The sequence below is a fragment of the Pseudonocardia kujensis genome, assembly GCF_021283305.1.
Classification (GTDB): Bacteria; Actinomycetota; Actinomycetes; order Mycobacteriales; family Pseudonocardiaceae; genus Pseudonocardia; species Pseudonocardia kujensis.
The window spans coordinates 19,698-44,056 of the sequence record NZ_JAJSOK010000053.1 but is presented as its reverse complement, the minus strand read 5'-3'; the positions used below and the strand labels follow the sequence as shown (position 1 = coordinate 44,056).

At 75.5% G+C, this 24,359-nt stretch carries 10 protein-coding genes and 2 pseudogenes; 8 read left to right on the top strand and 4 right to left on the bottom strand.

All coding sequences use genetic code 11. The annotated features are described in order from the left end of the window. Entirely contained in the window at positions 1-1,767 is a 1,767-nt protein-coding gene (gene pyrG / locus LWC35_RS28385) for a CTP synthase (protein WP_232873333.1), read from the top strand. Beyond that, on the top strand, positions 1,764-2,399 hold the full coding sequence (locus LWC35_RS28380; protein ID WP_308194691.1) for an NUDIX domain-containing protein: 636 nt from the start codon (positions 1,764-1,766) through the stop codon (positions 2,397-2,399). Before pyrG ends, LWC35_RS28380 begins: the two co-directional genes overlap by 4 nt. Positions 2,400-2,487: 88 nt before the next feature. Here the strand turns inward: LWC35_RS28380 and LWC35_RS28375 are convergent. Next, a pseudogene (locus LWC35_RS28375) lies at positions 2,488-3,135 on the bottom strand (MBL fold metallo-hydrolase); the annotation flags it as partial. A gap of 11 nt (positions 3,136-3,146) precedes the next feature. Then, positions 3,147-4,685: a cytochrome P450 gene (locus LWC35_RS28370; RefSeq protein WP_232873332.1), complete on the bottom strand. Its 1,539-nt coding sequence runs from the start codon at positions 4,683-4,685 to the stop codon at positions 3,147-3,149. 77 nt (positions 4,686-4,762) lie between these two features. Between LWC35_RS28370 and LWC35_RS41070 the strand changes: the two are divergent. Next, positions 4,763-4,945 (top strand): annotated as a pseudogene (locus tag LWC35_RS41070) (helix-turn-helix domain-containing protein); the annotation flags it as partial. 76 nt (positions 4,946-5,021) lie between these two features. On the opposite strand, the gene LWC35_RS28365 reads toward LWC35_RS41070, so the two are convergent. Continuing rightward, positions 5,022-5,705: a winged helix-turn-helix transcriptional regulator gene (locus LWC35_RS28365; protein WP_232873331.1), complete on the bottom strand. Its 684-nt coding sequence runs from the start codon at positions 5,703-5,705 to the stop codon at positions 5,022-5,024. A gap of 73 nt (positions 5,706-5,778) precedes the next feature. On the opposite strand from LWC35_RS28365, the gene LWC35_RS28360 reads away from it, so the two are divergent. Next, complete coding sequence (locus tag LWC35_RS28360) at positions 5,779-6,933, top strand: acyl-CoA dehydrogenase family protein (protein WP_232873330.1); 1,155 nt, start codon at positions 5,779-5,781, stop codon at positions 6,931-6,933. Positions 6,934-6,953: 20 nt separating this feature from the next. On the opposite strand, the gene LWC35_RS40525 is transcribed toward LWC35_RS28360, so the two are convergent. After that, positions 6,954-7,664, bottom strand: a complete 711-nt coding sequence (locus LWC35_RS40525; RefSeq protein WP_308194690.1) for a DUF1707 domain-containing protein — start codon at positions 7,662-7,664, stop codon at positions 6,954-6,956. A gap of 128 nt (positions 7,665-7,792) precedes the next feature. Between LWC35_RS40525 and LWC35_RS28345 the strand changes: the two genes are divergently transcribed. The 4 genes from LWC35_RS28345 (at position 7,793) to LWC35_RS28330 (ending at position 24,350) form a co-directional block, all read left to right on the top strand. Continuing rightward, complete coding sequence (locus LWC35_RS28345) at positions 7,793-8,779, top strand: LLM class F420-dependent oxidoreductase (protein ID WP_232873329.1); 987 nt, start codon at positions 7,793-7,795, stop codon at positions 8,777-8,779. A 114-nt stretch (positions 8,780-8,893) separates the two neighbouring features. After that, a complete protein-coding gene (gene xerD, locus LWC35_RS28340) occupies positions 8,894-9,847 on the top strand; it encodes a site-specific tyrosine recombinase XerD (RefSeq protein ID WP_232873328.1) in 954 nt (317 codons plus the stop codon). 11 nt (positions 9,848-9,858) lie between these two features. Further along, entirely contained in the window at positions 9,859-10,611 is a 753-nt protein-coding gene (locus LWC35_RS28335) for a DUF4097 family beta strand repeat-containing protein (RefSeq protein WP_232873327.1), read from the top strand. Between the two features lie 290 nt (positions 10,612-10,901). Beyond that, positions 10,902-24,350, top strand: a complete 13,449-nt coding sequence (locus tag LWC35_RS28330; RefSeq protein WP_232873326.1) for a non-ribosomal peptide synthetase — start codon at positions 10,902-10,904, stop codon at positions 24,348-24,350. The last annotated feature ends 9 nt before the right edge of the window (positions 24,351-24,359 follow it).

Sequence of the window (24,359 nt, the reverse complement as noted above, 5' to 3'; positions counted from 1 at the left end):
GTGCAGACTCGCGCGACCCGTCATCTGTTCGTCACCGGCGGGGTCGCATCCTCGCTGGGTAAAGGCCTCACCGCGTCGTCCCTCGGCCAGCTGCTCACCGCGCGCGGGCTCCGGGTGACGATGCAGAAGCTCGACCCGTACCTCAACGTCGACCCCGGGACGATGAACCCGTTCCAGCACGGCGAGGTCTTCGTCACCGAGGACGGCGCCGAGACGGACCTCGACATCGGCCACTACGAGCGGTTCCTCGACCGGGACCTGCACGGCCGGGCCAACGTGACCACCGGCCAGGTGTACTCCGAGGTCATCGCCAAGGAGCGCCGCGGCGAGTACCTGGGCGACACCGTCCAGGTGATCCCGCACATCACGAACGAGATCAAGGACCGCATCCTCGCGATGGCGGAGCCCGACGCCGACGGTGTCGTCCCGGACGTGGTGATCACCGAGGTCGGCGGCACCATCGGCGACATCGAGTCGCTCCCGTTCGTGGAGGCGGCCCGCCAGGTGCGCCACGAGGTCGGCCGGGACAACTGCTTCTTCCTGCACGTCTCGCTGGTGCCGTACCTGGCGCCGTCGGGCGAGCTGAAGACCAAGCCCACGCAGCACTCCGTCGCCGCCCTGCGCAACATCGGTATCCAGCCCGACGCGCTGGTCCTGCGCGCGGACCGGGAGATCCCGGACGCGATGAAGCGCAAGATCTCGCTGATGTGCGACGTCGAGATGGACGGTGTGGCGGCCTGCCCCGACGCCCCGTCGATCTACGACATCCCGCGGGTGCTGCACCGCGAGGCGCTCGACGCCTACGTGGTCCGCCGGCTCGGGCTGCCCTTCCGGGACGTCGACTGGACGGTCTGGGGCGACCTGCTCGACCGCGTGCACAACCCGGACGAGAAGGTCACGATCGCGCTCGTCGGCAAGTACGTCGACCTGCCCGACGCCTACCTCTCCGTCACCGAGGCCCTGCGCGCCGGCGGTTTCGCGCACCGGGCCAAGGTCGAGATCCGCTGGGTCGTCTCGGACGACTGCGAGACCCCGTCCGGCGCGGCGAGCGCGTTGGAGGGCGTCGACGGCGTGCTGGTCCCGGGCGGCTTCGGCATCCGCGGCATCGAGGGCAAGCTCGGCGCGATCACCCACGCCCGCACCCGCGGCATCCCCACGCTGGGGCTCTGCCTGGGCCTGCAGTGCATGGTGATCGAGGCCGCGCGCAACCTCGCGGGCCTGGCGGACGCCAGCTCCAGCGAGTTCGACCCGCGCACCCCGCACCCGGTCATCTCGACCATGGCCGAGCAGCTCGACGTCGTCGCCGGCGAGCGCGACATGGGCGGGACCATGCGCCTCGGTGCCTACCCGGCCGCGCTGGGGGAGGGCACCGTCGTCGCGAAGGCGTACGGCGGCCGGGAGGTCTCCGAGCGGCACCGGCACCGCTACGAGGTCAACAACTCCTACCGCGACCGGCTGGCCGAGGCCGGGCTGGTGTTCGGCGGCACCTCGCCGGACGGGAAACTCGTCGAGTTCGTCGAGCTGGCCGAGGGGACGCACCCGTTCTTCGTGGGCACCCAGGCACATCCGGAGCTCAAGAGCCGGCCGACCCGTCCGCACCCGCTGTTCGCGGCGTTCGTGAAGGCGGCCCTGCGGTACAACGCCGAGGACCGGCTGCCCGTCGAGATGCCGTCCCGGGCGAAGTCGAACGGCAAGGCCGAGCGGGCCGACAGGGCCGACAGGGCCGACGCCGCCGCCTCCACCGAGCCGGCCGAGGTGGGCTCGTGAGCCGGAGCACCCCCGGCACGCACGACTTCCCGATCACCGCCTCGAAGGACATCTACGAGGGCCGCGTGATGGCCGTCCGGGCGGACACGGTCCGCATGCCCGGCGGCCGGGAGGCGACCCGCGAGATCGTCGAGCACCCCGGGGCGGTCGCGATCGCGGCGGTCGACGAGCAGGACCGGCTGATGATGATCCTGCAGTACCGGCACGCCGTGCGGCGCCGGCTGTGGGAGATGCCGGCCGGCCTGCTGGACCACGCCGGCGAGGACCCGGTCGCCGCGGCGGCCCGGGAGCTGGCCGAGGAGGTGGGCCTGGCCGCCGAGCACTGGTCGGTGCTGGTCGACGCCGTCCCCTCGCCCGGGTTCTCCGAGGAGGCCATCCGGGTCTTCCTGGCGACCGGCCTGCGCGAGGTGGAGCGGCCCGACCTGGGCGACGACGAGGAGTCCGAGCTCGAGCTGCGCTGGATCCCGCTCGCCGAGGCCGTCACGATGGCGCTGCAGGGCGAGATCGTCAACGCCACGGCCGTCGCGGGCGTCCTCGCCCTGCAGGCGGTGCGCGACGGGCACGGCGGGACCCGCCCCGTGGACGCCCCGTGGCCGGACCGCCCCACCGCCTTCGCGAAGCGCAGGTCCTGACCTTGCCCGCCTCCTGCTGCACGAACACCAGGTACTCCCGCATCCGCGCGACGTCCGGTTTCCCGCCCACCGGCCCGTGCCCCGGCACGACCGTGTCGACCGGGAGGTCCAGCATGAGGTCGCAGGCCGCGATCCAGCGCTCGACCGGCCCGGCCCAGACGATCGGGGTGCCGCCGATGAACAGGACGTCCCCGGCGTAGAGCAGCCGGGCGTCCGGGACCTCGACGATCGTGTCGCCCGGGGTGTGCGCGGGGCCGACCTGGATCAGGCGCACCTCCCGCCCCCCGACGTCGAGGCTCGTCCCGCCCGCGAACGTCCGGGTCGGCGGGGTCGCCGTGATCCCCTCGAACTCGAACGGGCCGAACACCTTCCGGACGAAGTCGCCGCGGGGCCCGGGGAGCTTCTTGAGCCGGGCGAGCGCGTCGACCTCCTCCTGGGTCATCAGGGCGGCCGCGGCCTCGGAGGCGACGATCTCGACGTCGCGCACCAGCTCGTTGCCGAAGACGTGGTCGCCGTCCGAGTGCGTGTTGACCAGCGTGGTGACGGGGTGGATGTCGGTGACCGGCCGCAGACCGTCGAGCATCTCGCGGGTCAGCGCGAGATCGAACAGGGTGTCGACCGTCAGGCTCACGCCGCCGCCCGTGACCAGGCCGGAGTTGCTCCAGCCCCAGCCCCCGTCGGGCTGTAGCCAGGCGTGGCAGCCATCGCCCAGGTCGTGCAGGCCCTTGGTGTACATCGGGTCTCCTCCTAGAAGCCGGTGCGGAGCGGGACGAGCGGGGCGGCCGGCAGGACGGTCTGCCGGGTCTCGCCCAGGCCGGCACCGCGCAGGGACACGACGTCGCCGGGCCGCAGCCACCGCGCCTGCGCCAGGTCCGGGGTGTCGACGTGTTCGAGCAGGCAGCCGCCCGGCACCGTGCCGGAACAGATCACGTCGCCGGGCACGAGGTCGACGCCGCGCGACGCGAACGCCACCATCTCCCCGAAGCTCCAGTCCATCTGCGTGAGCGTGCCGCGGGTGATCTCCTCGCCGTTCAGGGTGACCGACAGCTCGACGGCCGTGGGCTCCACCTCGTCGACCGTGACCAGCGCGGGTCCGAGCGTCGACGCGCTGTCCTTGCTCTTGCCCATCCCGATGCCCTGCGCGGAGTCGCGGAGCTGGACGTCGCGTGCCGACCAGTCGTTGAACAGCGTGTACCCGACGATGTGGGCCTCGGCCGAGTCCGGGTGCAGGTCGCGCCCGCCCCACCCGATCACCGCGCCGACCTCCAGCTCGAAGTCGAACATCGCGGAGCCGGGGGCGATCGGGACGTCGTCGTGCGGCCCGACGATCGAGCCGACGTTGGCGAAGTAGAAGGCCGGCGTCCGGTACCAGGCCTCGTGCAGCTCCGTCGGCCGCCCGAGGGCCTTGTAGCAACCGCGGAGGTGGTCGAGGAAGCTCAGGCCGTCGCGCACCGACGGCGGCCGGGGCAGCGGGGCGAGCAGACGGACCTCGTCGAGCGCGCGCACCTCGACGGGATCGCGGCGAGCGCTCGCACCCGCCTCGGCCAGCTCGTCGCGGCTCAGCAGGCCCAGCAGGGTCGTGCTCGCGGCCAGCCCGCGGACGCTCTCGCCGTCCAGGATCCCGACCCGCGGCCCGGAGCCCGCGTCGTAGGTCACCCACCGCATGCGGCCTCCTTCTCGAACCGGACCGGGATGCTCTGCCAGCCCCGCGCGACCTTGTTGGCGACGCGGCGGACCGGTGGTCCCGCGGGTGTGATCCCGGGGAACCGTTCCAGCAGCCGGGTGAAGATGATCTCCCCCCGCGAGCCGGGCCAGCGGCGCGCCGATGCAGTGGTGGTGGCCGGGCAGGAAGGTGAGGTGGCGGTTGGGGGAGCGGGCCGGGTCGAACACCCCGGGCTCGTCGAAGGCCCGGGGGTCCTGGTTGGCCGCCCCGATCACGAGCCAGACGATGCCCCCCGCGGGGACGTCCACACCACCGAGGGAGACGTCCCGGGTCGCCTTGCGCAGATCCAGGTGCAGTGGCGGGTCGAGGCGCAGCATCTCCTCGACGAGCGCGGGGACGGCGGCGGGGTCCGCGGCGGCGGCCCGGGCAGCAGGTTCGGTGAACAGGAAGGTCAGGCCGTTGCCGAGCAGGTTGACGGTGGTGTCGTTGCCCGCCGTGAGCAGCAGGGCCAGCGATCCCAACAGCTCGTCCTCGGGCAGGCCGGCCGCGGCCAGGACCGAGGTGAGGTCGTCCTTCAGGCTCCGCCGGCGCGCGGCGACGATCCCTCGCAGGTACTCGACCATCTCGTGGGCGGCGTGGATCGCCGCCGTGCGGGCCTCGCCCTGGATTCCGGGGTCGAACGTCGCCGCAGCGGGAGGGGACCACGCCCAGCGCCCTCATCCGGGACACCCGCCTGGAGCTGGCCCGCGACCTGCTCGACCGCCCGGGCGCGATCACTGCCGTCGCCCGCGCGAGCGGCTTCCACTCCCTCGACGCGTTCGAGAAGGCCTTCCGCCGCCGCTACGGCACCACCCCTCGCGGGTACCGCGCCCGCACCCGCTGAGCGACCGGTCAGCCGGCGGCGTCGATCCGGTCGGGCCGGAGCCGGAACCGCCCGCCGGCGTCGGAGCGGACCCGTCTCAGCCCGCGGCCACCGCACGGGCCACGCCGCGCCGGACGTACGGGGCGACCGGGCTCAGCCGCAGGGCGCCCGGCAGCCGCAGCACGACGTCGCGGCGCCCCGTCAGGCTCAGCCGGCCGTCGGCGCGGACGGTGGCGAGGTCGAGCGCGCCGTCCCACACCTGGTAGAGCACGCCCAGCGACGCCTTGATGACCGCGTCCACCTCGTGGCCGGGGTCGGTGAAGCAGAGCGACACGTCGTGCGGCTGGATCACGAACCAGAAGCGGTGGCGCCGGGCGTCCGGGACGTGGACGTGCAGCACCGTCCGCTTCCCGTCGAGCCGGCCCGGATCGATGCCGCCGCGGATCCACCACATGAGCGTTGTGGGGTCCAGCTCGTCGGGCCGCGGCTCGCCGAACGCCCAGCGGGCGCCCCACTCGGCCAGGCCGAACAGCAGCGGCAGCAGCTCCTCGCACGCCGGCGTGGGGTGGTACTCGCCGTCGGCGTGCACCACGAGGCCGGCGCGCTCCAACTGGCCGAGCCGCTTGGAGAGCAGGGCCCGCGACATCCCGGGCAGCCCGCGCGCGAGCTCGTTGAACCGGGTCGCGCCGACGAGCAGGTCGCGGACCACGAGCAGGGTCCACCGGTCGCCCAGGATCTCCAGCGACCGCGTGATGGGGCAGTACTGGCCGTAGCGGGACATGGCCGCACATCCTCCTCGGCCCGGTTCATTTTCGGAACTATGCGGCATCCCGGATCCGCCGGACCCTGCCTGCATGACAACTCTCGAACAGGTCTCCACCAGCGTTCCCACCGACGCCGACGTCGTGGCCCTCGCCGAGGCGGTCGGCCGCGCCGCCGCCCCCTTCGACGCCGCCCACGACGCCGACGCCGGCTTCGTCAGCGAGGCGTACGCGGCCATGGCCGAGCTCGGCTACCTGCGCCTCGGCGTCCCGGCCGAGTTCGGCGGCCTCGGCGCGACCCTGCGGCAGGTCGTGCTGGCCGAGGAGGAGCTCGGCCGGTGGTCCGGCTCCGCGGCCCTGGCCGCCGCGATGCACCTCTACCTCACCCGGGTGCAGGTGTGGCGGCACCGGCGCGGCAAGCCGGATGCGGCCGGGGTGCTCCGCCGGATCGCCGACGAGGGCCTGGTCCTGGCCACCAGCGGCGGCTCCGACTGGGTCTGCCCGACGACGACCGCCACCCGCGTGGACGGCGGCTACCGGTTCGACGGGCGCAAGAGCTTCTGCAGCCAGGCCCCGGTCGCGGGGGTGCTGGCCACCTCGGCGGTGCTCGGCGAGCCCGGTCCCGACGCCGTCGTCCTCCACGCGGGGGTGCCGTTCGCGGCGCCCGGCGTCCGGATCGTGGAGACCTGGGACACCCTCGGCATGCGCGGCACCGCCAGCCACGACGTCGTGCTCGACGGGGTGTTCGTGCCGGAGGAGAAGGTGATGGGCACCCGACCCTACGGCGCGCTCGCCGGGCCGCTGCTGGTCGCGGCGATCCATTTCGCGCCGGTTGCGGGAGCGGCCTACCTCGGCGTGGCCCGCGGGGCGTGCGAGGAGGCGGAGCGGCTCGTCGCGCGGAAGGCCGACGTCCCGGCCGCCGCCGTCCGCGGCATCGGGGAGATGCGGGCGCGGTTGCGGGTCGCGCGGTGGGCCCTGCTCGGGGTGGTCGGCGAGGTCGGCGACGACCCGCCCGCCGACGACGCGACCCTCGACGCCGTCATGACGGCCAAGCGGCACGCAGTCGTCGAGGCGCGGGCGGTCGCGGACCGGGCGCTGGAGGTCGCCGGCGGTGTGGCGTTCTTCCGCAGCTCGCCGCTGGAGCGGGCGTACCGGGACGTGCGGGGCGGACCGTTCCACCCGCTGACGCCCGAGGCCACCCTCGAGCGGCTCGGGGAGACGGCGCTGGCGACGGCCCGTCGGGGCTGACCGGGTGGGGCCGAGGCCGGTCAGGGCCGCAGGGGGCGGCCCTGCGCATCGGTGGAGCGCCCGGCGAGCAGCACGATCCCGTCGACGAAGCCCCAGACGGCCCCCAGCCCGAAGGTCACGATCGTGACGATCAGCTGGGCGATCGCGATGCCGGTGTGCCCGGTGTAGAAGCGGCCGATCCCGGCGCCGCCGAGGAACAGCTGCAGCAGACCGGCGGCGAGCTTCGACTTGTCCGAGTACGGAACGCCGGTGGTGGGCTCGCGGCCGTAGGGCGCGTCGGGGGTGCCGCCGTGGGCCTGGTGCGGCAGGCCCGGGGCGCCGTAGGTGGGACTGCCGACAGGGGCGGGGGCGTGGGGGCCGCTGGAACGGGGCGCGGCGCCGTAGCCGGTGAACGGCTGGGGCGACTGGGCCCCGGTGAACGGCCCGCCGGCGTACCCGGAGGGGAGGCCCGCCGGTGGGCCGTAGGCCTGCCCGTACCCGGTGTGTCCGCCGGACTGCCCGCCGGCGCGGTTCCACAGCGCCGTGGGGTGGGGCGCGGGGAGGTCGGTGAACAGCCCGCCCAGGTCGTCGAGCGTACGGGCGGCCCAGACCTGCGCGACCCGCTCCTCGTACTCGCCGCCGTCGAGCCGGCCGTGGGAGAAGTGCTCCGCGAGCGCCTGCGCGGCCTCCTCGCGCTCGGCGTTGCCGATCCTGACCTGCGGGGGTTCGGGGCGGGGCTCGGGCTCGCTCACGGCACCGACCGTACCCCCGGACCGGCCGGGGGCGGCGACACCCGACGCGGCGTGGGAACGCGACGGGCAACCTCTCCGTGTCGGCCGTCGGGTCGGCGCCCGGCGGGACGCGGTCCTAGGCTCGGCCCATGCGCTTCGGTCTCTTCGTTCCCCAGGGCTGGCGGCACGATCTCGTCGGCATCGACCCCGCCGAGCAGTGGGCGGTGATGAAGGGGCTCGCGTCCCACGCCGATGCGGGCCCGTGGGAGTCGATCTGGGTCTACGACCACTTCCACACCGTCCCGGCGCCGACCGACCAGGCCACCCACGAGGCGTGGACGTTGATGGCGGCGTTCGCGGCCTCGACCGAGCGGGTCCGGCTCGGCCAGATGTGCACGTGCATGGCCTACCGCAACCCGGCCTACCTGGCGAAGGTCGCCGCGACCGTCGACGTCGTGTCCGGCGGGCGGGTCGAGATGGGCATCGGCGGCGGCTGGTACGAGCACGAGTGGCGCGCCTACGGTTACGGCTTCCCGCCGCCGCGCGACCGGCTCGGCATGCTCGACGAGGGCGTGCAGATCTTCCGGCAGGCGTGGCAGAAGGGCGTCGCGACCCTCGACGGCACGCACTACCAGGTCGACGGCGCGATCTGCGAGCCGCGACCGCTCCAGCCGGGCGGCATCCCGATCTGGATCGCGGGTGGCGGCGAGAAGGTCACGTTGCGGATCGCGGCGCGGTACGCCGACTACACCAACTTCGACGGCAGCCCGGAAGGCTTCACCGCGAAGTCCGAGATCCTGGCGAAGCACTGTCGGGAGCTGGGCACCGACTTCGACGCGATCGTCCGGACGGCGAACTACAACGTCGCCGTCGGCGCGACGGAGGCCGAGGTCGCCGATCGGCTGCAGCAGCTGGTCGACCGGCTGACCCCGTACGTCGGCAAGGAGAAGGCGGAGGCGCAGCTCGGCGCGTTCCGCGGGCTGCCGGCCGTGGGCACGCCCGAGCAGATCGTGGAGAACCTGCGCGGGATGCAGGAGCGCGGGATGACCTACGGCATCTTCTACTTCCCGGAGGCCGCCTACGACCGCTCGGGGATCGAGCTCTTCGAGCGCGAGGTGATCCCGAACCTGGCCTGACCCGAGCGCGTCATGGATCCACAACGCGCGTGGGAGGCCGGCCTGAGCGCGATGTGGATCCATAGTGCGTGTGAGAGCCGGGTCGATACGCGTTGTGGATCCATAATGCGGCGCATGGGCACGCGGGTCGCGGACGGGATCGAGGCGTTCCTGGCGCACCTCGCCGTGGAGCGCGGCAGCGCGGCCAACACGTTGCGCTCCTACACGACCGACCTCGACCGGTACGCCGCGCACCTGCAGGGCAAGGGGATCGACGACCTCGCCGCGGTCGCCGAGTCCGACGTCAGCGACTTCGTCGCGGCGCTGCGCAGCGGGGAGGCCCCGCTCGCGGCGTCGTCGGCGGCCCGGGCGCTCGCGGCGGTCCGCGGGCTGCACCGGTTCGCGGCGCGCGACGGGCTCGTGCCGGTCGACGTCGCCCGCGCCGTCGCCCCGCCCACCCTGCCCCGGCGGCTGCCCAAGGCGCTGACGGTCGACCAGGTCGAGCAGCTGCTGGCGGGCTGTGTGGGCGACGGGCCGACCGGCTTGCGCGACCGCGCCCTGCTCGAGCTCCTCTACTCGACGGGGGCGCGGATCTCCGAGGCCGTCGGGCTCGACCTCGACGACCTCGACACCGCCTCGCGCACGGTCCTGTTGCGCGGCAAGGGCGGCAAGCAGCGGATCGTGCCGGTGGGGCGGCCCGCGCTCGCCGCCGTCGACGCCTACCTGGTGCGGGCCCGGCCGGACCTGGCCGCCAAGGGCCGCGGGACCCCGGCCCTGCTGCTCAACGCCCGCGGCGCCCGGCTGTCGCGACAGAGCGCCTGGCACGCGCTGCGCACCGCGGCGGACGTCGCCGGCCTCGATCCCACCGCCGTCTCGCCGCACACGCTGCGGCACTGCTTCGCCACGCACCTGGTCGCCGGCGGCGCCGACGTCCGGGTGGTGCAGGAGCTGCTGGGGCACGCCTCCGTGACCACCACGCAGATCTACACCCACGTCACCGTCGACGCCCTGCGCGAGGTCTACGCGACGGCGCACCCGCGGGCCCTCGGGAGCGGGACCGGACGCACCGGGCGGAACGGGCAGCGCTAACGTCCCTCGCGATGATCGCGACACGGGCGTCCCGACCGTTCCTGCTCGTCCTCCTCGCCCTCGTCGGAGTCCTCCTCGCCGGCTGCGGCGGCGCCACCCTCACCACGGACACCGGCTCGGGTCCCGGCACCGGCTCCGGTGCCGGTTCCGGGGACCTCGCCACCGAGCGCGGAGCAGACCGGCACGAGGGCACGGTGGCCCGCGTAGCGGTCGTGTCCGACGCCGGCGACGTCACCCTGCGGTCCGGACCGGAAGGTGCGTCCACGGTGGACCACGAGACGCGGTGGACCGGCCCGCGGCCCGAGCTCACCCAGCAGCTCGCGGGCGGCGTCCTGCGGATCACCGCCCACTGCCCGGAGCCGGGGGAGCGCTGCGAGACCCGGCTGACGGTCACGGTGCCGGCGGGCGCCGCCTCGAGCGTCGACCTCGGCGCGGGCGACGTCGTCGTCTCGGACCTGACGGGCGAACACGAGCTGCGGACCGCGGGCGGCGACGTCACCGGCACCGGGCTGGCCGGCCCGCGGGTGTCCGCGCACAGCACCGCGGGCGACGTCGAGCTGACCTTCGCCGCGCCGCCCACCGCCGTCGTGGCGGAGTCGACGGCCGGCGACGTCGGCGTGCTCGTCCCGCTCGGCCCGGTCTACCGCGTCGACGCCGGCACGACCGTCGGCTCGGTCGAGGTCGGCGTCGCGGACGACCCGGGCGCCGCCGCGACGATCTCGGCGCACAGCACCGCGGGGGACGTGCGCGTGGCCCACCCGTGACCGCGCGGTTGACCAGCACGAACTCGTGCGCCGTCCGGCGTGGAGGGTCCGGCGTCGCCGAGATCGCTCAACTCTCGACGTAGTCGATCTGTGGCGCTCTGTTGCTTTCCTCACCCGAATGGCCTCGACTCCACGCTTGCATACGGCCCCGCTGCCTGGTTTGTTAAGTAAGCCTAACCACGTGTGAACGCAGGCTTCCCGGACGTGGACCGGGGGTCCGCCGGCGGGCACCGAGGCTGCCCCCTGCGCGCGTGACGGCCCGATGAACTCGACGAGAGGCGGTGTCACGAGTGAGCGTGCCCCCCGCACTCGGTACCCGTACCGGAGCGACGCTCGCCCTGTCGGCGGCGCAGCTCGGGGTGTGGAACGCCCAGCGGCTGGACCCGGAGTCGCGCAGCTACCTGGTGGGCGAGGTCCTCGAGATCTCCGCCGGCGAGGGCGGCGGCCCGATCGACGTCGCGGCGCTCGGCGACGCCGTGCGCGCGACGATCGACGAGGCCGAGACGCTCCGGCTACGCCTGCACGACACTGCGGACGGTCCACGGCAGACGGTCTCCGACGAGCCGGCGACCCGGCCCCGCGTGGTCGACCTGCGCGGGGAGCGCAACCCGGTCGCGGTCGCGCACGCCCTGGTCGACGCCGAGCGCTCGCGTGCCGCCGAGGCCTGCCGCGCCATGGTGGACCGTCCCCTCTACAGCTACACGCTCGTGCGGCTGTCCGACCAGGACGTCTGGTGCATCCAGCTGTACCACCACCTGATCGTCGACGGCTACAGCGCGGCGATGCTCTCCCGCCGTGTGGCCGCCCACTACACCGCGCGGGTCCGCGGCACCGAGCCGCCGAGGGCGACCTTCGGCACGATCGCCGACCTGGTCGCCGTGGACCGCGAGTACGAGGCGAGCGAGCGGTTCGCCCGCGACCGCGAGTTCTGGCGCGACCTGCTCACCCCGCTGCCCGAGCTCGCCGGCCGCCGGGACGCTCCCGAGGGCCCCGCGGACCGCACCCTGCACGCCCGGGCCCACGTCTCCGGCGCGACGCTCGACCGGCTCGAGGCCCTCGCCGCCGCCACCGGCACGACCTGGGCCGAGGCGCTGATCGCCTGCTACGCGGGTTTCCTGCACCGACTGCGCGGCGAGTCCGACCTGGTCGTCGCGCTGCCGATGATGGCGCGCACCGGCGCCGCGGCCCTGCGCACGCCCGCGATGGCGGTCAACGTCCTGCCGTTGCGGGTCACGGTGCGGGGCGGCGACCGGCTCGGCGACCTCGCCCAGCAGGTGGGCCGCGCGATGCTCGGCATGCGCGCACACCAGCGCTACCGCGGCGAGAACCTGCCCCGCGACCTGGGCGTTCCCGGCGCGGGTGCGCTGCTGCACGGCATCGGGATCAACGTCAAGGCCTTCGACCTCACGCTGGACTTCGCCGGCGCCGTCGGCACCCTGCGCAACGTGGCCGGCGGTCCGCCCGAGGACCTCGGCCTCACCGTCACCCCGCAGCGCGGCGGCGGCCTGATGCTCGGCTTCGAGGTCGACGCCCGGACCACCTCGCAGGCCACCGTCGACCGCCGGATGGCCGCCCTCGTGCGCATGATCGAGGGGCTCACCGGGGCGGACGACCCGGCCGTCGGGCAGGTGGACCTGCTCGGGGAGCAGGAGCGGGCCCGCCTGCTCGCCGAGCGCACGCCCGCCGCGCTGCCCGGCACCCCGGAGCTCGTCCCGGGCGTCCTCGACCGTCTCGCCGCGGCGCAGCCCGACGCGACCGCGCTGGTCCACGGGGCCGAGCAGCTCACCACCGCCGAGCTCGCGAGCCGGGTGCACCGCCTCGCGCGGGCGTTGCGGCACCGGGGGATCGGGCCCGACGACGTCGTCGCGCTGGCCCTGCCCCGCTCGGTGGACCTCGTCGTCGCGCTGCTGGCGGTGCTCGACGCCGGCGCCGCCTACGCCGTCCTCGACCTGGACCATCCGGCCGAGCGGCTGCGCACCCTGCTCGCCGAGACCCGCCCGGCCCTGGTCCTCGGGTCCGGGGTGCCCGAAGGGGTGACCCTGCGGACCGAGGGGCTCGCGGACGGCCCGTTGGCCGAGGCCGAGCTGGCCGCGCCGCGGCATCCCGAGCACCTCGCCTACGTGATCCACACGTCCGGCTCCACCGGGACCCCCAAGGGCGTCCTGGTCCGCCACGGCGGCCTGGCGGCGTTGCTGCACCACCACCGCACCACGCTCTACGCCGCGGCGGAGCAGCGCGCGGGGCGGAAGCTGCGGACCGCGCACACCGCCTCCTTCTCCTTCGACGCCTCGATCGACCAGCTGATCTGGCTGTGGTGCGGGCACGAGATGCACCTGTACGCAGACGACCTGCGCAAGGACGCCGCCGGGCTCGTGGCGGCGTTCGCCCGGGACGGCATCGACTGCGTCGACCTGACCCCGTCGATGGCCGCGGCGCTCGTCGACCACGGCGTGCTCGACGGTCCGCACAAGCCGGTCCAGCTCGTGCTGGGCGGTGAGGCGGCGCCCGCCTCCCTGTGGGACGAGATCACGCGCTCCGGGGTCGTGGCGCACAACCTGTACGGGCCCACCGAGGCCACGGTCGACGCCACCGCCGCACCGGTCGAGGGCTCCACCCCGACCATCGGCCGGCCGCTGCCGGGCACCCGCGCCCACCTGCTCGACGCCGCACTGGCCCCGGTCCGCGACGGCGAGCGCGGCGAGCTCTACCTCGCCGGTCCGCACCTGGCCCGCGGCTACCTGGGCCGGCCCGGTGCCACCGCCGAACGGTTCCTGCCGGACCCCTTCGGCGCCCCCGGCGACCGCATGTACCGCACCGGCGACGTCGCCGTCTGGACCCCGGGACGCGGGCTGGAGTTCGCCGGCCGCGGCGACGGCCAGGTGAAGATCCGCGGGTTCCGGGTGGAGCTCGGCGAGGTCGAGTCCGGGCTGAGCGGGGCCGAGGGCGTCACCGCCGCCGCGGCCGTGGTCCGCACGGACGGCGGGCGACCGATGCTCGTCGGGTACGTCACCGGGGCGGTCGACCCGGAACGGGTGCGGTCGGCGCTCGCCGCGCGGCTGCCGGAGCACCTGGTGCCCGCGGCCGTGGTGGTGCTCGACGCGCTGCCGACGACCGTGAGCGGCAAGCTCGACCGCGCCGCCCTGCCTGCGCCACGGCTCACCGGCTCCGGTCGGGCCCCGGCGACGCCGCGCGAGCGCGTGCTGTGCGAGGTCGTCGGGGAGGCGCTCGGCCAGGAGGGCGTGGGTCCCGACGACGACTTCTTCGGCCTCGGCGGGGACAGCATCACCGCCATCGGCGTGAGCAGCCGCGCCCGGGCCCGCGGCCTGGACCTGCGCCCGAAGGACCTGTTGTCGCGCCGCGACCTCGGTGCCCTGGCCGCGGAGGTGCGCCGGATCGAGACCGGCCGCCCCGCCGCCCCGGACGTGGCGACGGGCTCGGCGCCGGCCCCCCCGATCGTCCGCGCGCTGGTCGATGGGAACCCCACCGACGAGGCGATCGCCGGCTACGCGCAGTGGACCGCGGTCAAGGTCGATGAGCCGATCGAGCTCGCCGACCTCGTGGCCGGCGTCCAGGCCGTCCTCGACCGGCACGACGCCCTGCGGATCGTGCTGCGCGGCAGCGGATCCGAGGCCGAGCTGATCGTGCGCGACGGCGGTGCCCTGCGGGCGGCGGAGATCGTGCACGAGGGCTTCGGCGAGCCCGCCGAGGTCGCCGCCCGGGAGGCCGCCGCACTCGACCCGCGGGCGGGGGAGACCCTGCGCGTGGTGCTGCTGCGGCGGTCGTGCTCGGGGCCGGACGAGCTCGTGGTGGTGGCGCACCACCTCGTCGTCGACGGGGTGTCGTGGCGGGTGCTGCTGCCGGACCTGCAGGAGGCCTGCGCCGCCGCCCGCGAGCGCCGCGGGCCCCGGTTCGCGCCGCGCGGTGGGTCCTGGCGCCGGCACGCGCTCGCGCTCGCCGAGGAGGGCGCGTCCGGGGCGCGCCGCGCCGAGCTGGCGCACTGGCGCTCCGCGCTGGCCGCGGTCGCGCCGCTCGGGGAGCGGCATGTCGGCCCGGCGGACACCGTCGCCACCGCTTCCCGCACCCGCACCACGCACGCGCCCGAGGTCGCCGACGCCCTGCTGACGGTGCTCCCGGAGAAGTACCGGGCGGGGGCGGAGGACGTGCTGCTGGCCGCGCTCGTGCTGGCCGTCCGGTCCTGGCGCGGTCCGGCCGGGACGGCGGACGGGGCCCGGGCGGTGTCACTGGAGCGGCACGGCCGCGAGTACGGGGACCTGGACCTCGCCGGGACCGTCGGCTGGTTCACCGGCGAGTTCCCGGTCCGGGTGCCCGACGGACTCACCGACGCCGACCTCGACGACGCCCTCGCGGGCGGCCCGGCCGCCGGGCGCCTGCTGCGCGCGGCGAAGGAGGCCCTGCGCGCGGTGCCCGGGGAGGGTGTCGGGTTCGGGGTGCTGCGGTACCTCGACCCGGAGACCGCGCCGGAGCTCGGCGCGGCACCCACGCCCGCGCTGCTGCTCAACTACCTGGGCCGGTTCGCCGCCCTCCCGGGGTGGCGGCTGCCCGCCGAGGACCCGTTCGCCGTCGTGGAGCCGGCGGGCAAGCGGCTGGCGGAGACCCTGGCGCTCAACGTCTTCGTGCACGCCGGCGGCAGCCTCGCGGTCGAGTGGACCGCCGCGTCGGCGGTGCTGGGCCCCGGCGACGTCGAGGCACTGCAGGGGCACTGGGACCTGGCCCTCGAGGCGCTCGCGGCGCACGCCGCCCTCGCGCCCGGCGGCCTGACGCCGTCGGACTGCCCGGGAACCGGCGTCGACCAGGACGGCCTGGACGCGCTGGAGGCGGCGCACGGCCCGCTCGCCGAGCTGCTCCTGCTGTCCCCGCTGCAGGAGGGCCTGCTGTTCCACGCCGTCCGCGACGGTGTCCGGGACGTCTACACCCTCACCGCCCGCTTCGACCTCGCCGGCCCGCTGGAGGCCGACCGGCTCCGTGGCGCCGTCGAGGGGCTCCTCGAGCGGCACCCCAACCTGCGCGCCGCGTTCCACTTCGAGGAGCTCGACCGGCCGGTGCAGGCGATCCCGCGCACGGTGGCGCTGCCGTGGCGCGAGGTGGACCTGACCGCGCTGCCGGAGCGCGCGGCCGCCCGGGCCGCCGACCGGCTCGAGGACGAGGCCGCAACGCACGTGTTCGACGTGCGCGTGCCGCCGCTGCTGCGCGGCCTGCTGATCCGGCTGCCCGGCGAGCGGCACCGGCTGGTGCTCAACGCGCACCACCTGCTCACGGACGGCTGGTCGACGCCGATCGTGCTGCGGGACCTGCTCGAGCTCTACCACCGCGGCGCCGACCACCTGCCCGCCCCGACGCCCTACCGGACCTACCTCGCCTGGCTCGCCGGCCGCGACCGTGCGGCGCAGCAGGCCGCCTGGGCGGAGCGGCTCGCCGGACTCGGCGCGCCGACCCTGGTGGCCTCCGGCACGCCGTCGGAGGAGCGCATGCGGCTCGCCGTGCCGATCGACCCGGAGACCGCCACGGCCCTCGCCACGCTCGGCCGCGAGCGTGGGCTCACCGTGAACACGCTGGTCCAGGGCTCGTGGGCAGCCGTGCTGGCCGAGACCACCGGGGTCGACGACGTCGTGTTCGGTGCGACCGTGTCCGGCCGGCCGGCGGACCTCCCGGGCGTCGAGGAAATGGTCGGGCTGTTCAGCAACACCATCCCCGGACGCCTCGCGCTGCGCCCGGACCGACCGCTGCTGGCCCAGTTCGCCGACCTGCAGGCGGCCCAGTTCGCAATGCAGGAGGTCGAGCACGCGAGCCTCGCGGAGATCGAGTGGGCGGCGGGCCGCGGGCAGCTGTTCGACACGCTGGTGGTGTTCGAGAACTTCCCGGCGGGTCCGGCCCGGGCCGCGGGCGATCTGCTGCGGGTCGAGGGGGTCACGCACCGCGGCGTCACGCACTACCCGCTCACGCTGCTCGCCCCGCCGACGGCGCCGGGCGCCGGGCTGGAGCTGGTCCTCGACCACGATCCCGGTGCGGTGCCCGCCGACCGGGCGGAGCGGATGGCCGGCCGGCTCGCCGAGATCCTCGCCGGGCTGCTCACCGGGCCGGACCGAACCGCCGGCGAGGTGCTGCGTTATGGAACCATAATGCGTCCGGAACCGGGGTCGGAAGCGCGTTATGGAACCACAATGCGTCCGGAACCGGGGTCGGGAACGCGTTATGGAACCATAATGCGTTCGGAACCAGGGTCGGAAGCGCGTTATGGAACCACAACGCGTTCGGAACCGGGTTCGGGAACGCGTTATGGAACCACAATGCGTTCGGAACCGGGGTCGGGAACGCGTTATGGAACCATAATGCGTTCGGAACCGGGGTCGGGAACGCGTTATGGAACCATAATGCATCCGGAACCGGGGTCCGAAGTCCAGGGTGGAACCAGCACGACGTCCGGTGCGGGACGGTACGGCGCGGTCCTGACCGCGATCCGGGAGGCCGCCGCGGCAGTTCTGGAGGTGCCCGCGGTGGGCGCCGACGACGACTTCTTCGCCCTCGGCGGGCATTCGCTCACCGCGATGCGGCTGGTCGGACGCCTCCGCCGGACCGGGGTGCGACTCACCGTCCCGCAGGTGTTCGAGGCGCCGACGCCGCGGGCGCTCGCCGGGCTCGCGGAGGTCGACGAGCAGCGACTGGCCGCGAGCACCACTCCCGCCGTACGGGAGGCCCCGGCACCGGGCGACGTGCGCCCGACCCGCGCCGAGCAGGGTCTCCCGGAGGCCGACCCCGCTGCGGTCCCGCTCTCGCCCGCCCAGGAACGGCTGTGGTTCCTGCAGCAGCTCGAGGGCACCTCGACCACCTACGACGTCCCGGTCGTGGCGCGGATCCGCGGGGCGCTCGACACCGGGGCCCTGGCCGCGGCCTGGGCGGACGTCCAGGACCGGCACCCGGTCCTGCGCACGGTGTACCCGGCCGACGCCGCCGGGGCCGCCACCGCCCGCCTGCTCGCCGGACCCGCCGCGCTCGAGGTCCGCACCGTCGACCCCGACGCCACGGAGACCGCGATCGCGGCCTGCCAGGCCCGGCCCGTCGACGTCACGAGGGACGCACCGGCCCGCGCGACGCTGCTCGTGGCCGGGCCGCAGGACCACGTGCTGGTCCTCGTGGTGCACCGCATCGCGATCGACGAGGGCTCGATCCGGCCGCTGCTCGCCGATCTCGACCGCGCCTACACCGCGCGGGCCGCCGGTGCCGCGCCGGAGCTCGTACCGGCCGGACCGACCCACGCCGACCACGCCCGCCGCGAACGCCGGCTCCTCGCCGAGAACGCCCTCGCCGGCCAGGCCGCGTACTGGCGGGACCGGCTGGCCGGCCTGCCGGTCGAGCTCGACCTGCCGTTCGACCATCCGCGCCCGACCCGGACCGCCCACCGCGGCCGTGCCCTGCTCCGCCCGCTCCCTGCCCACGTCCGCGCCGCGATCAGGCGGGCCTGCGCCGAGCACCACGTGACCCCGCTGATGGTGCTGCAGGCCGCGGTCGCCCTGACGTGGAACCTGCTCGGCGCGGGCCGGGACGTCCCGCTCGGGTCCACGGTCGCGCGCCGCGGCGTCGACGCCGGCCGGCCGAACGAGCACGACTTCACCGACACCGTCGGCTACCTCGTGAACACCCTGGTGGTGCGCTGCGACCTGTCCGGCCGGCCGTCGTTCACCGAGCTGCTGGGCCGGGTCCGCGACACCTCCCTCGAGGCGCTGGCCCACCAGGACCTGCCCTTCGAGCGGCTGGTCGAGCTGCTCGCCCCGCCGCGCAGCACGGCGCGGCACCCGCTGTTCCAGACGGCCGTCGCGCACGAGGGCCGGGTCGCGCCGAGGCCCCTCGGCGACCTGGTGCTGGAGCCGGTCGACCCGGTCCGCGAGGACGCGCGCTTCGACATCACGGTCTGGCTGGTCGACGACGAGCACGCGTCCGACGAGGGCGCGGCGCTGCGCCTGGTCGCCGATGCGGAGCTGTTCGAGGCGCCGACCGTCGTCTTCCTGATCGACGCACTCGTGCACGTCCTGGAGCAGGCTCTGGCGGCGTCGACGGCGCCGATCGGTGCGATCACGTTGCCGCGCACGGAGATCGCCGACCCGCCCCGGCGGGCGGAGGTACCCGCGGGGGTCGCGGCCGGGTTCGCGGCGCAGGCCCGCCGGACCCCGGAGGCGCCCGCACTGGTCGCCGACGGGCGCACGCTGACCTACGGGGAGCTGGCCGCCCGCGTCGACGCCCTCGCCGCCCGGCTGCACGCCGCCGGCGCCGGACCCGAGACCGTGGTCGCGGTGGCGTTGCCGCGCTCGGCCGAGCTCGTCGTCGGGCTGCTGGCCGTGCTTCGGACGGGTGCGGCGTACCTGCCGCTCGACGTCGACTACCCGGCCGAGCGCCTGGAGTACATGATCGACGACGCGCGTCCGGTCGCCACGCTGACCAGCGCGGAGGTCGCGGACCGGTTGCCGCGCAACGCCCCCGGCACGATCCGGGCGGACGAGACGGACGAACCCGTGGTCGGGGAGCTCCCGGAGCCACCCGCGCCGGGGGACCACCTCGCCTACGTCATCCACACCTCTGGGTCCACCGGGCGTCCGAAGGGCGTCATGGTGACCACGGCCAACCTGGCCGCGTTCGTGGAGACCGTGGTCGGCGGGGGCTGGGTCCGCGCCGGAGACCGGCTGGTGGCGGTGACCACCGTGTCGTTCGACATCGCAGTGCTGGAGCTGTTCGCGCCGCTCGTCGCCGGTGCGACCGTCGTGCTGGCGGACCGGGCCACCGTGCTCGACCCGGACGCCCTGCACGACCTCGTTCGCATCGAGCGCGCCACCGTCGTGCAGGCCACGCCGTCCCTGTGGCGGGCGCTGACCGAGCACGAGGACGCCCCGCAGCTCAACGGCGTCCGCGCCCTCGTGGGCGGCGAGGCGCTGCCCGCCGCTCTCGCGGCCGACCTCACCGCGCGGTGCGCCTCGGTGCGCAACGTCTACGGCCCCACCGAGGCCACGGTGTGGGCGACCAGCGCCGACCTCGCCCCGGGCGACCCGGTCACGATCGGCGCACCGTGGACGGACGTCCACGTGCGGATCCTCGACGACGACCTGCGCGCGGTACCGGACGGCGTCGTCGGCGAGCTGTACCTCGGCGGCGCCCAGGTGGTCCGCGGGTACCTCGGCCGCCGGGGGACGACCGCGGCGCGGTTCGTCGCCGCACCCGGCGGCGAGCGCCTCTACCGGACCGGCGACCTCGTGCGCCGCCGGGCCGGGCGGATCGAGTTCCTCCGCCGGGTCGACGACCAGGTGAAGGTCCGTGGCTTCCGGATCGAGCTGGGAGAGGTCGAGGGGGCGCTCGCGGCCGTCGACGGGGTGGCGCGCGCCGCCGCCGTCGTGCGGGCGGACGGCGCCGGGACGGGCCGCCTGCTGGGGTACGTGGTGCCGGAGGCAGGGCCGGCGATCGACCCCGCGAAGGTGCGCGCCGGGGCCGCGCAGCTGCTGCCGGACTACATGGTCCCGCAGGTCGTCACCGTGCTCGACGCGCTGCCGTTGACCCCCAACGGCAAGGTCGATCGCAAGGCGCTGCCCGAGCCGGTCGTGGCCGCGGCCGGTCGCGCGCCGCGCACCGAGGCCGAACGTGTGCTGTGCGAGCTCGTCACCGAGATCCTCGGCGTGCCCGCCGCCGGACCCGACGACACGTTCTTCGGCCTGGGAGGCGACAGCATCAGCACCGTCCGGCTGGCCTCGGCGGCTCGCGCCCGCGGGCTCGGGCTGACCGTCGCGGACGTCTTCGCCACGGATACGCTCGCCGATCTGGCCGCCTCGGCGACGGCGGTGAGCACGCCGCACCGGTCCCGGGACACCGGACCGGACTGGGGGGAGCTGCCGCTCGGGCCGCTGCAGGAGGGCATGTACTTCCAGTCGACGCTCGACGCGTCGGGCACCGACGTCTACCTGGTGCAGCAGCGGTTCGACTTCGCGCGGACGCCGGACGTCGCGCGGCTGCGGGCCGCGGCCGACACCCTGTTGCGGCGCTACCCCAACCTGCGCGCGGGCTTCACGCACGCCGGCCGGACCGAGCCGGTCCAGGTCGTCGGGCCCGAGGTGCCGATGCCCTTCCGCGAGGTCCACCTCGCGGACGAGGCCGAGCTGGAAGGCCTCGACGAGCGCGAGTTCGCCGCGGGCTTCGACCTGGCCGAGCCGCCGCAGGTCCGCATGCTGCTGGCCCACCTGCCCGACGGCCGCGCCCGGCTGGTGTTCACCCAGCACCACCTGCTGGTCGACGCCTGGTCGATCACGGTGCTGCTCGGCGAGCTGTTCGCCCTGTACGAGGGGCGGGAGCTGCCGGAGCCCGCGGACTTCCGGGACTACCTGGACTGGGCCGGCGCCGCGGACCGGCCGGCGGCGGAGGCGGCCTGGCGGGCCTACCTCGCGGGCCTGGCGCAGCCGACCCTGGTCGCGGGGGAGCGGCGGGCCGCCTCCGTGGAACGTGCCCCGCTCCCGGTCCGCCGCCACGTCGAGGTCGACGCGGAGACCACCACGGCGCTCTGGGACCTGGCAGCGCGGCTCGGCGTCACCCGCTCGACGGTCGTGGCCACCGCGTGGGGCCTGGCGCTGCGCGGCGCGACCGGGCTCGACGACGTCGTGTTCGGCGCGACCGTGTCCGGCCGGCCCGCGGAGGTCGACGACGCGGACCGGATGGTGGGGCTGCTGCTCAACACGGTCCCGATCCGGTTGACCGTGCGGCCCGGCGACCGGGTCGCCGACCTGCTGCGGCGGGTCTTCGCCGACGCCGGGCGGCTCACCGCCCACCACCACCTGGGGCTGGGCCGGCTGCAGCGGGCCGCCGGTCAGCCGACGTTGTTCGACACGCTCTACGTCTTCCGCAACGCCCCGCGGAACTCCACGCAGCGCCGCGAGGTGCTGTCCCGGCACGGGATCAGCGCCGTCGAGGCCGTCGACGGCACCCACTACGCCCTGACGCTGGACGTCGACCCGGCCGCCGGCGACGACGGCGAGACGCTGGCGATCGCGATCGAGTCCCGCCCGGACCTCGTGCCCGACGCCGACGCGGCCGCCCACCTCGACCGGCTGGTCGCCGTCCTCCACGCGCTGACGGACCCGGAGGCGCGCGTCGCCGACACGGCGGTGCCGCCCGCCGGCACCCCGGTCGAGTTCGCGCCGCCGCGCGTCGCCGTGCCGGTGCCGGGCGAGCCCGGCGGCAGCGTCGACGCGCTGCTGCGGGAGCGGGCCGCCGCGACGCCCGACACCACCGCGCTCGTGTGCGGCGACACCCGGCACACCGCGCGCGCGATGGACGAGCGGGTGACCCGCCTCGCGAAGGTCCTGGCCGATCGCGGCGCCGGCCCGGGGGAGACCGTGGCCCTCGCCCTGCCGCGCACCGCCGACCACGTCGTCGCGATCTTCGCGGTGATGCGCACCGGGGCGGCCTACCTGCCGCTCGACCTGGCCGACCCGCCCGTGCGGCGGGCCGAGCTGGTCGCCGACGCCGGCGCCGCGCTCGTCGTCACCACACGGGCCGACGCGGGGACGGCCCGGGTGCCCGAGGTCCTGCTGGAGGACGTCGCCGCCGTCCTCGACGGCAGGGCCCCGGCCCCGGACCGGGAGGTCCCCGGGCCGACGCACCCGGACCAGCCCGCGTACGTGATCTACACGTCGGGCTCGACGGGCCGGCCGAAGGGCGTCGTCGTGGGGCACCGCGGGCTCACCGCGATGTACCACAACCACGTCACCGAGATCTTCGAACCCACCGCCCGGGGCCGCGACCGGCTGCGGATCGCGCACACCGTGTCCTTCTCCTTCGACATGTCCTGGGAGGAGCTGTTCTGGCTGCTCGCGGGGCACGAGGTGCACGTGGTCGACGAGCGGGCGCGGCTGGACCCCGCCTCGCTCGTGCGGCACTACCGCGCGGTCGGCATCGACGTGGTCAACGTGACGCCGTCGTACGCCCGCGAGCTCCTCGCCGGCGGCCTGCTCGACGGCGAGCGGCATTCCGCCCTCGTCATGCTCGGCGGCGAGGCGGTGCCGCCGGAGCTGTGGTCGCGGCTGCGCGAGCAGGAGGGCGTCGACGGCTACGACCTCTACGGCCCCACCGAGTTCACGATCAACGCCATGGGCTCGCCCGTGCGGGGCAGCGCCACGCCGTGCCTGGGCCGCCCGGTCCGCAACGCCCGCGCCCGGGTGCTGGACAGCGGTCTGCGCGAGGTGCCGGCCGGCGGGGTCGGCGAGCTGTACCTGTCCGGCGACGGCATCGCGCACGGCTACCTCGGGCGGTCCGGCCTCACCGCCGCGTCCTTCGTCGCGGATCCCTACGGGAGCGGCACGCGGATGTACCGCACCGGCGACCTGGTCCGCCGCAGGCCCGACGGCGAGCTGCAGTACCTCGGCCGCACGGACGGCCAGGTCAAGGTCCGCGGCTTCCGGATCGAGCTCGGCGAGGTCGAGGCCGCACTGGCCCGCTGCGAGGGCGTGACCCGGGCGGCCGCCGCGGTGAAGGACGGCCGCCTCGTCGGGTACGTGATCGGCGAGGCCGGCATCGCCCGGGGGGTCGACCTCCGGGCCGCCCTGCGGGAGACGCTGCCGGCTCACCTCGTGCCGTCCGACGTCGTGTCGGTCACCTCGATGCCGTTGACGCCCAACGGGAAGCTCGACCGCGCGGCCCTGCCCGCACCGCCGCCACGGGCCGCCGCCCGCGCACCGAAGGACGACCGCGAGCGGATGCTGTGCCGGCTCGTCGGCGAGGTCCTGGGTCTGGCCGACGACACCGTCGACCCCGAGGAGTCCTTCTTCGACCTCGGCGGCGACTCGCTCACCGCGATGCGGCTGGCCGGCGCGATCGAGCGAGACCTGGGAGAGGCGGTCCGGGTCGGGGCGCTGATGGCGCACCCGACGGTCGCCGAGCTCGCGGCGCTGCTCGGCGCCGGCACCGAGGCACCGCCGGGCCGGGAGCACGTTCTGACCCTGCGGTCCGGCGGCGCCCGGGAACCGCTCTTCTGCGTGCACCCGGCCGGTGGCTTCGCCTGGCCCTTCGCCGGGCTCGTCCCGCACCTTCCGGGCGACCGGCCGGTGCTGGGCCTGCAGCTGCCGACTCTGTCGGGTGCCGAGCTCCGCGAGCGGACGGTCGACGACCTGGCCGCTCGGTACGTCGCCACGGTCCGGCAGATCCAGCCCGCCGGCCGGTACCACCTGCTCGGCTACTCGTTCGGCGGCGCCGTCGCCCACGCGATGGCCGCGCAGCTGGCGGCCGCGGGGGAGCGGGTCGCCTTCACGGGGTTGCTCGACAGCCGCCCGCCGGGGCCGGACTACGCCGACGCCGCCGTCGACGAGCTGGACCTGCCGGCCGAGGCCGGCGACGACCTGCGTGCGGCCGTCCGGGCGGCCACCGCGACCTGCCTGCGCCTCGGCGCGGCGTCCCGGCCGGCGCGCTACGGCGGCCCGGCCCTCCTCGTCGAGGCGACCGGAGGAGCCGGGGCCCCGGCGACCACCGATCCCACGGACCCGGGTCCCCTCGCCGCGGCATGGCGGGGCATGCCCGGCAGCGGCGCCCTCACCGTGCACCCGGTCCCGCTCGACCACGCCGGGCTGGTGTCCCCGGCCGGGTGGGCCCGCACCGGGCCCCTGATCGCGGCCGCGCTGTCGTCACGGGACGACGGCACGGCTGCCGACACCGCGTCGACCACCCCGGTCGGCGCCGATCCCGCGACCCCCGGGTCGCCCTGATGAGAGGAC

Excerpts from the sequence above, each read along its gene's own strand:
- LWC35_RS28365 (WP_232873331.1), bottom strand. The coding sequence starts at position 5,705 with ATGTCCCGCTACGGCCAGTACTGCCCCATCACGCGGTCGCTGGAGATC.
- xerD (WP_232873328.1), top strand. The coding sequence starts at position 8,894 with ATGGGCACGCGGGTCGCGGACGGGATCGAGGCGTTCCTGGCGCACCTC.
- LWC35_RS28335 (WP_232873327.1), top strand. The coding sequence starts at position 9,859 with ATGATCGCGACACGGGCGTCCCGACCGTTCCTGCTCGTCCTCCTCGCC.
- LWC35_RS28345 (WP_232873329.1), top strand. The coding sequence starts at position 7,793 with ATGCGCTTCGGTCTCTTCGTTCCCCAGGGCTGGCGGCACGATCTCGTC.
- LWC35_RS28370 (WP_232873332.1), bottom strand. The coding sequence starts at position 4,685 with ATGGTCGAGTACCTGCGAGGGATCGTCGCCGCGCGCCGGCGGAGCCTG.
- LWC35_RS28360 (WP_232873330.1), top strand. The coding sequence starts at position 5,779 with ATGACAACTCTCGAACAGGTCTCCACCAGCGTTCCCACCGACGCCGAC.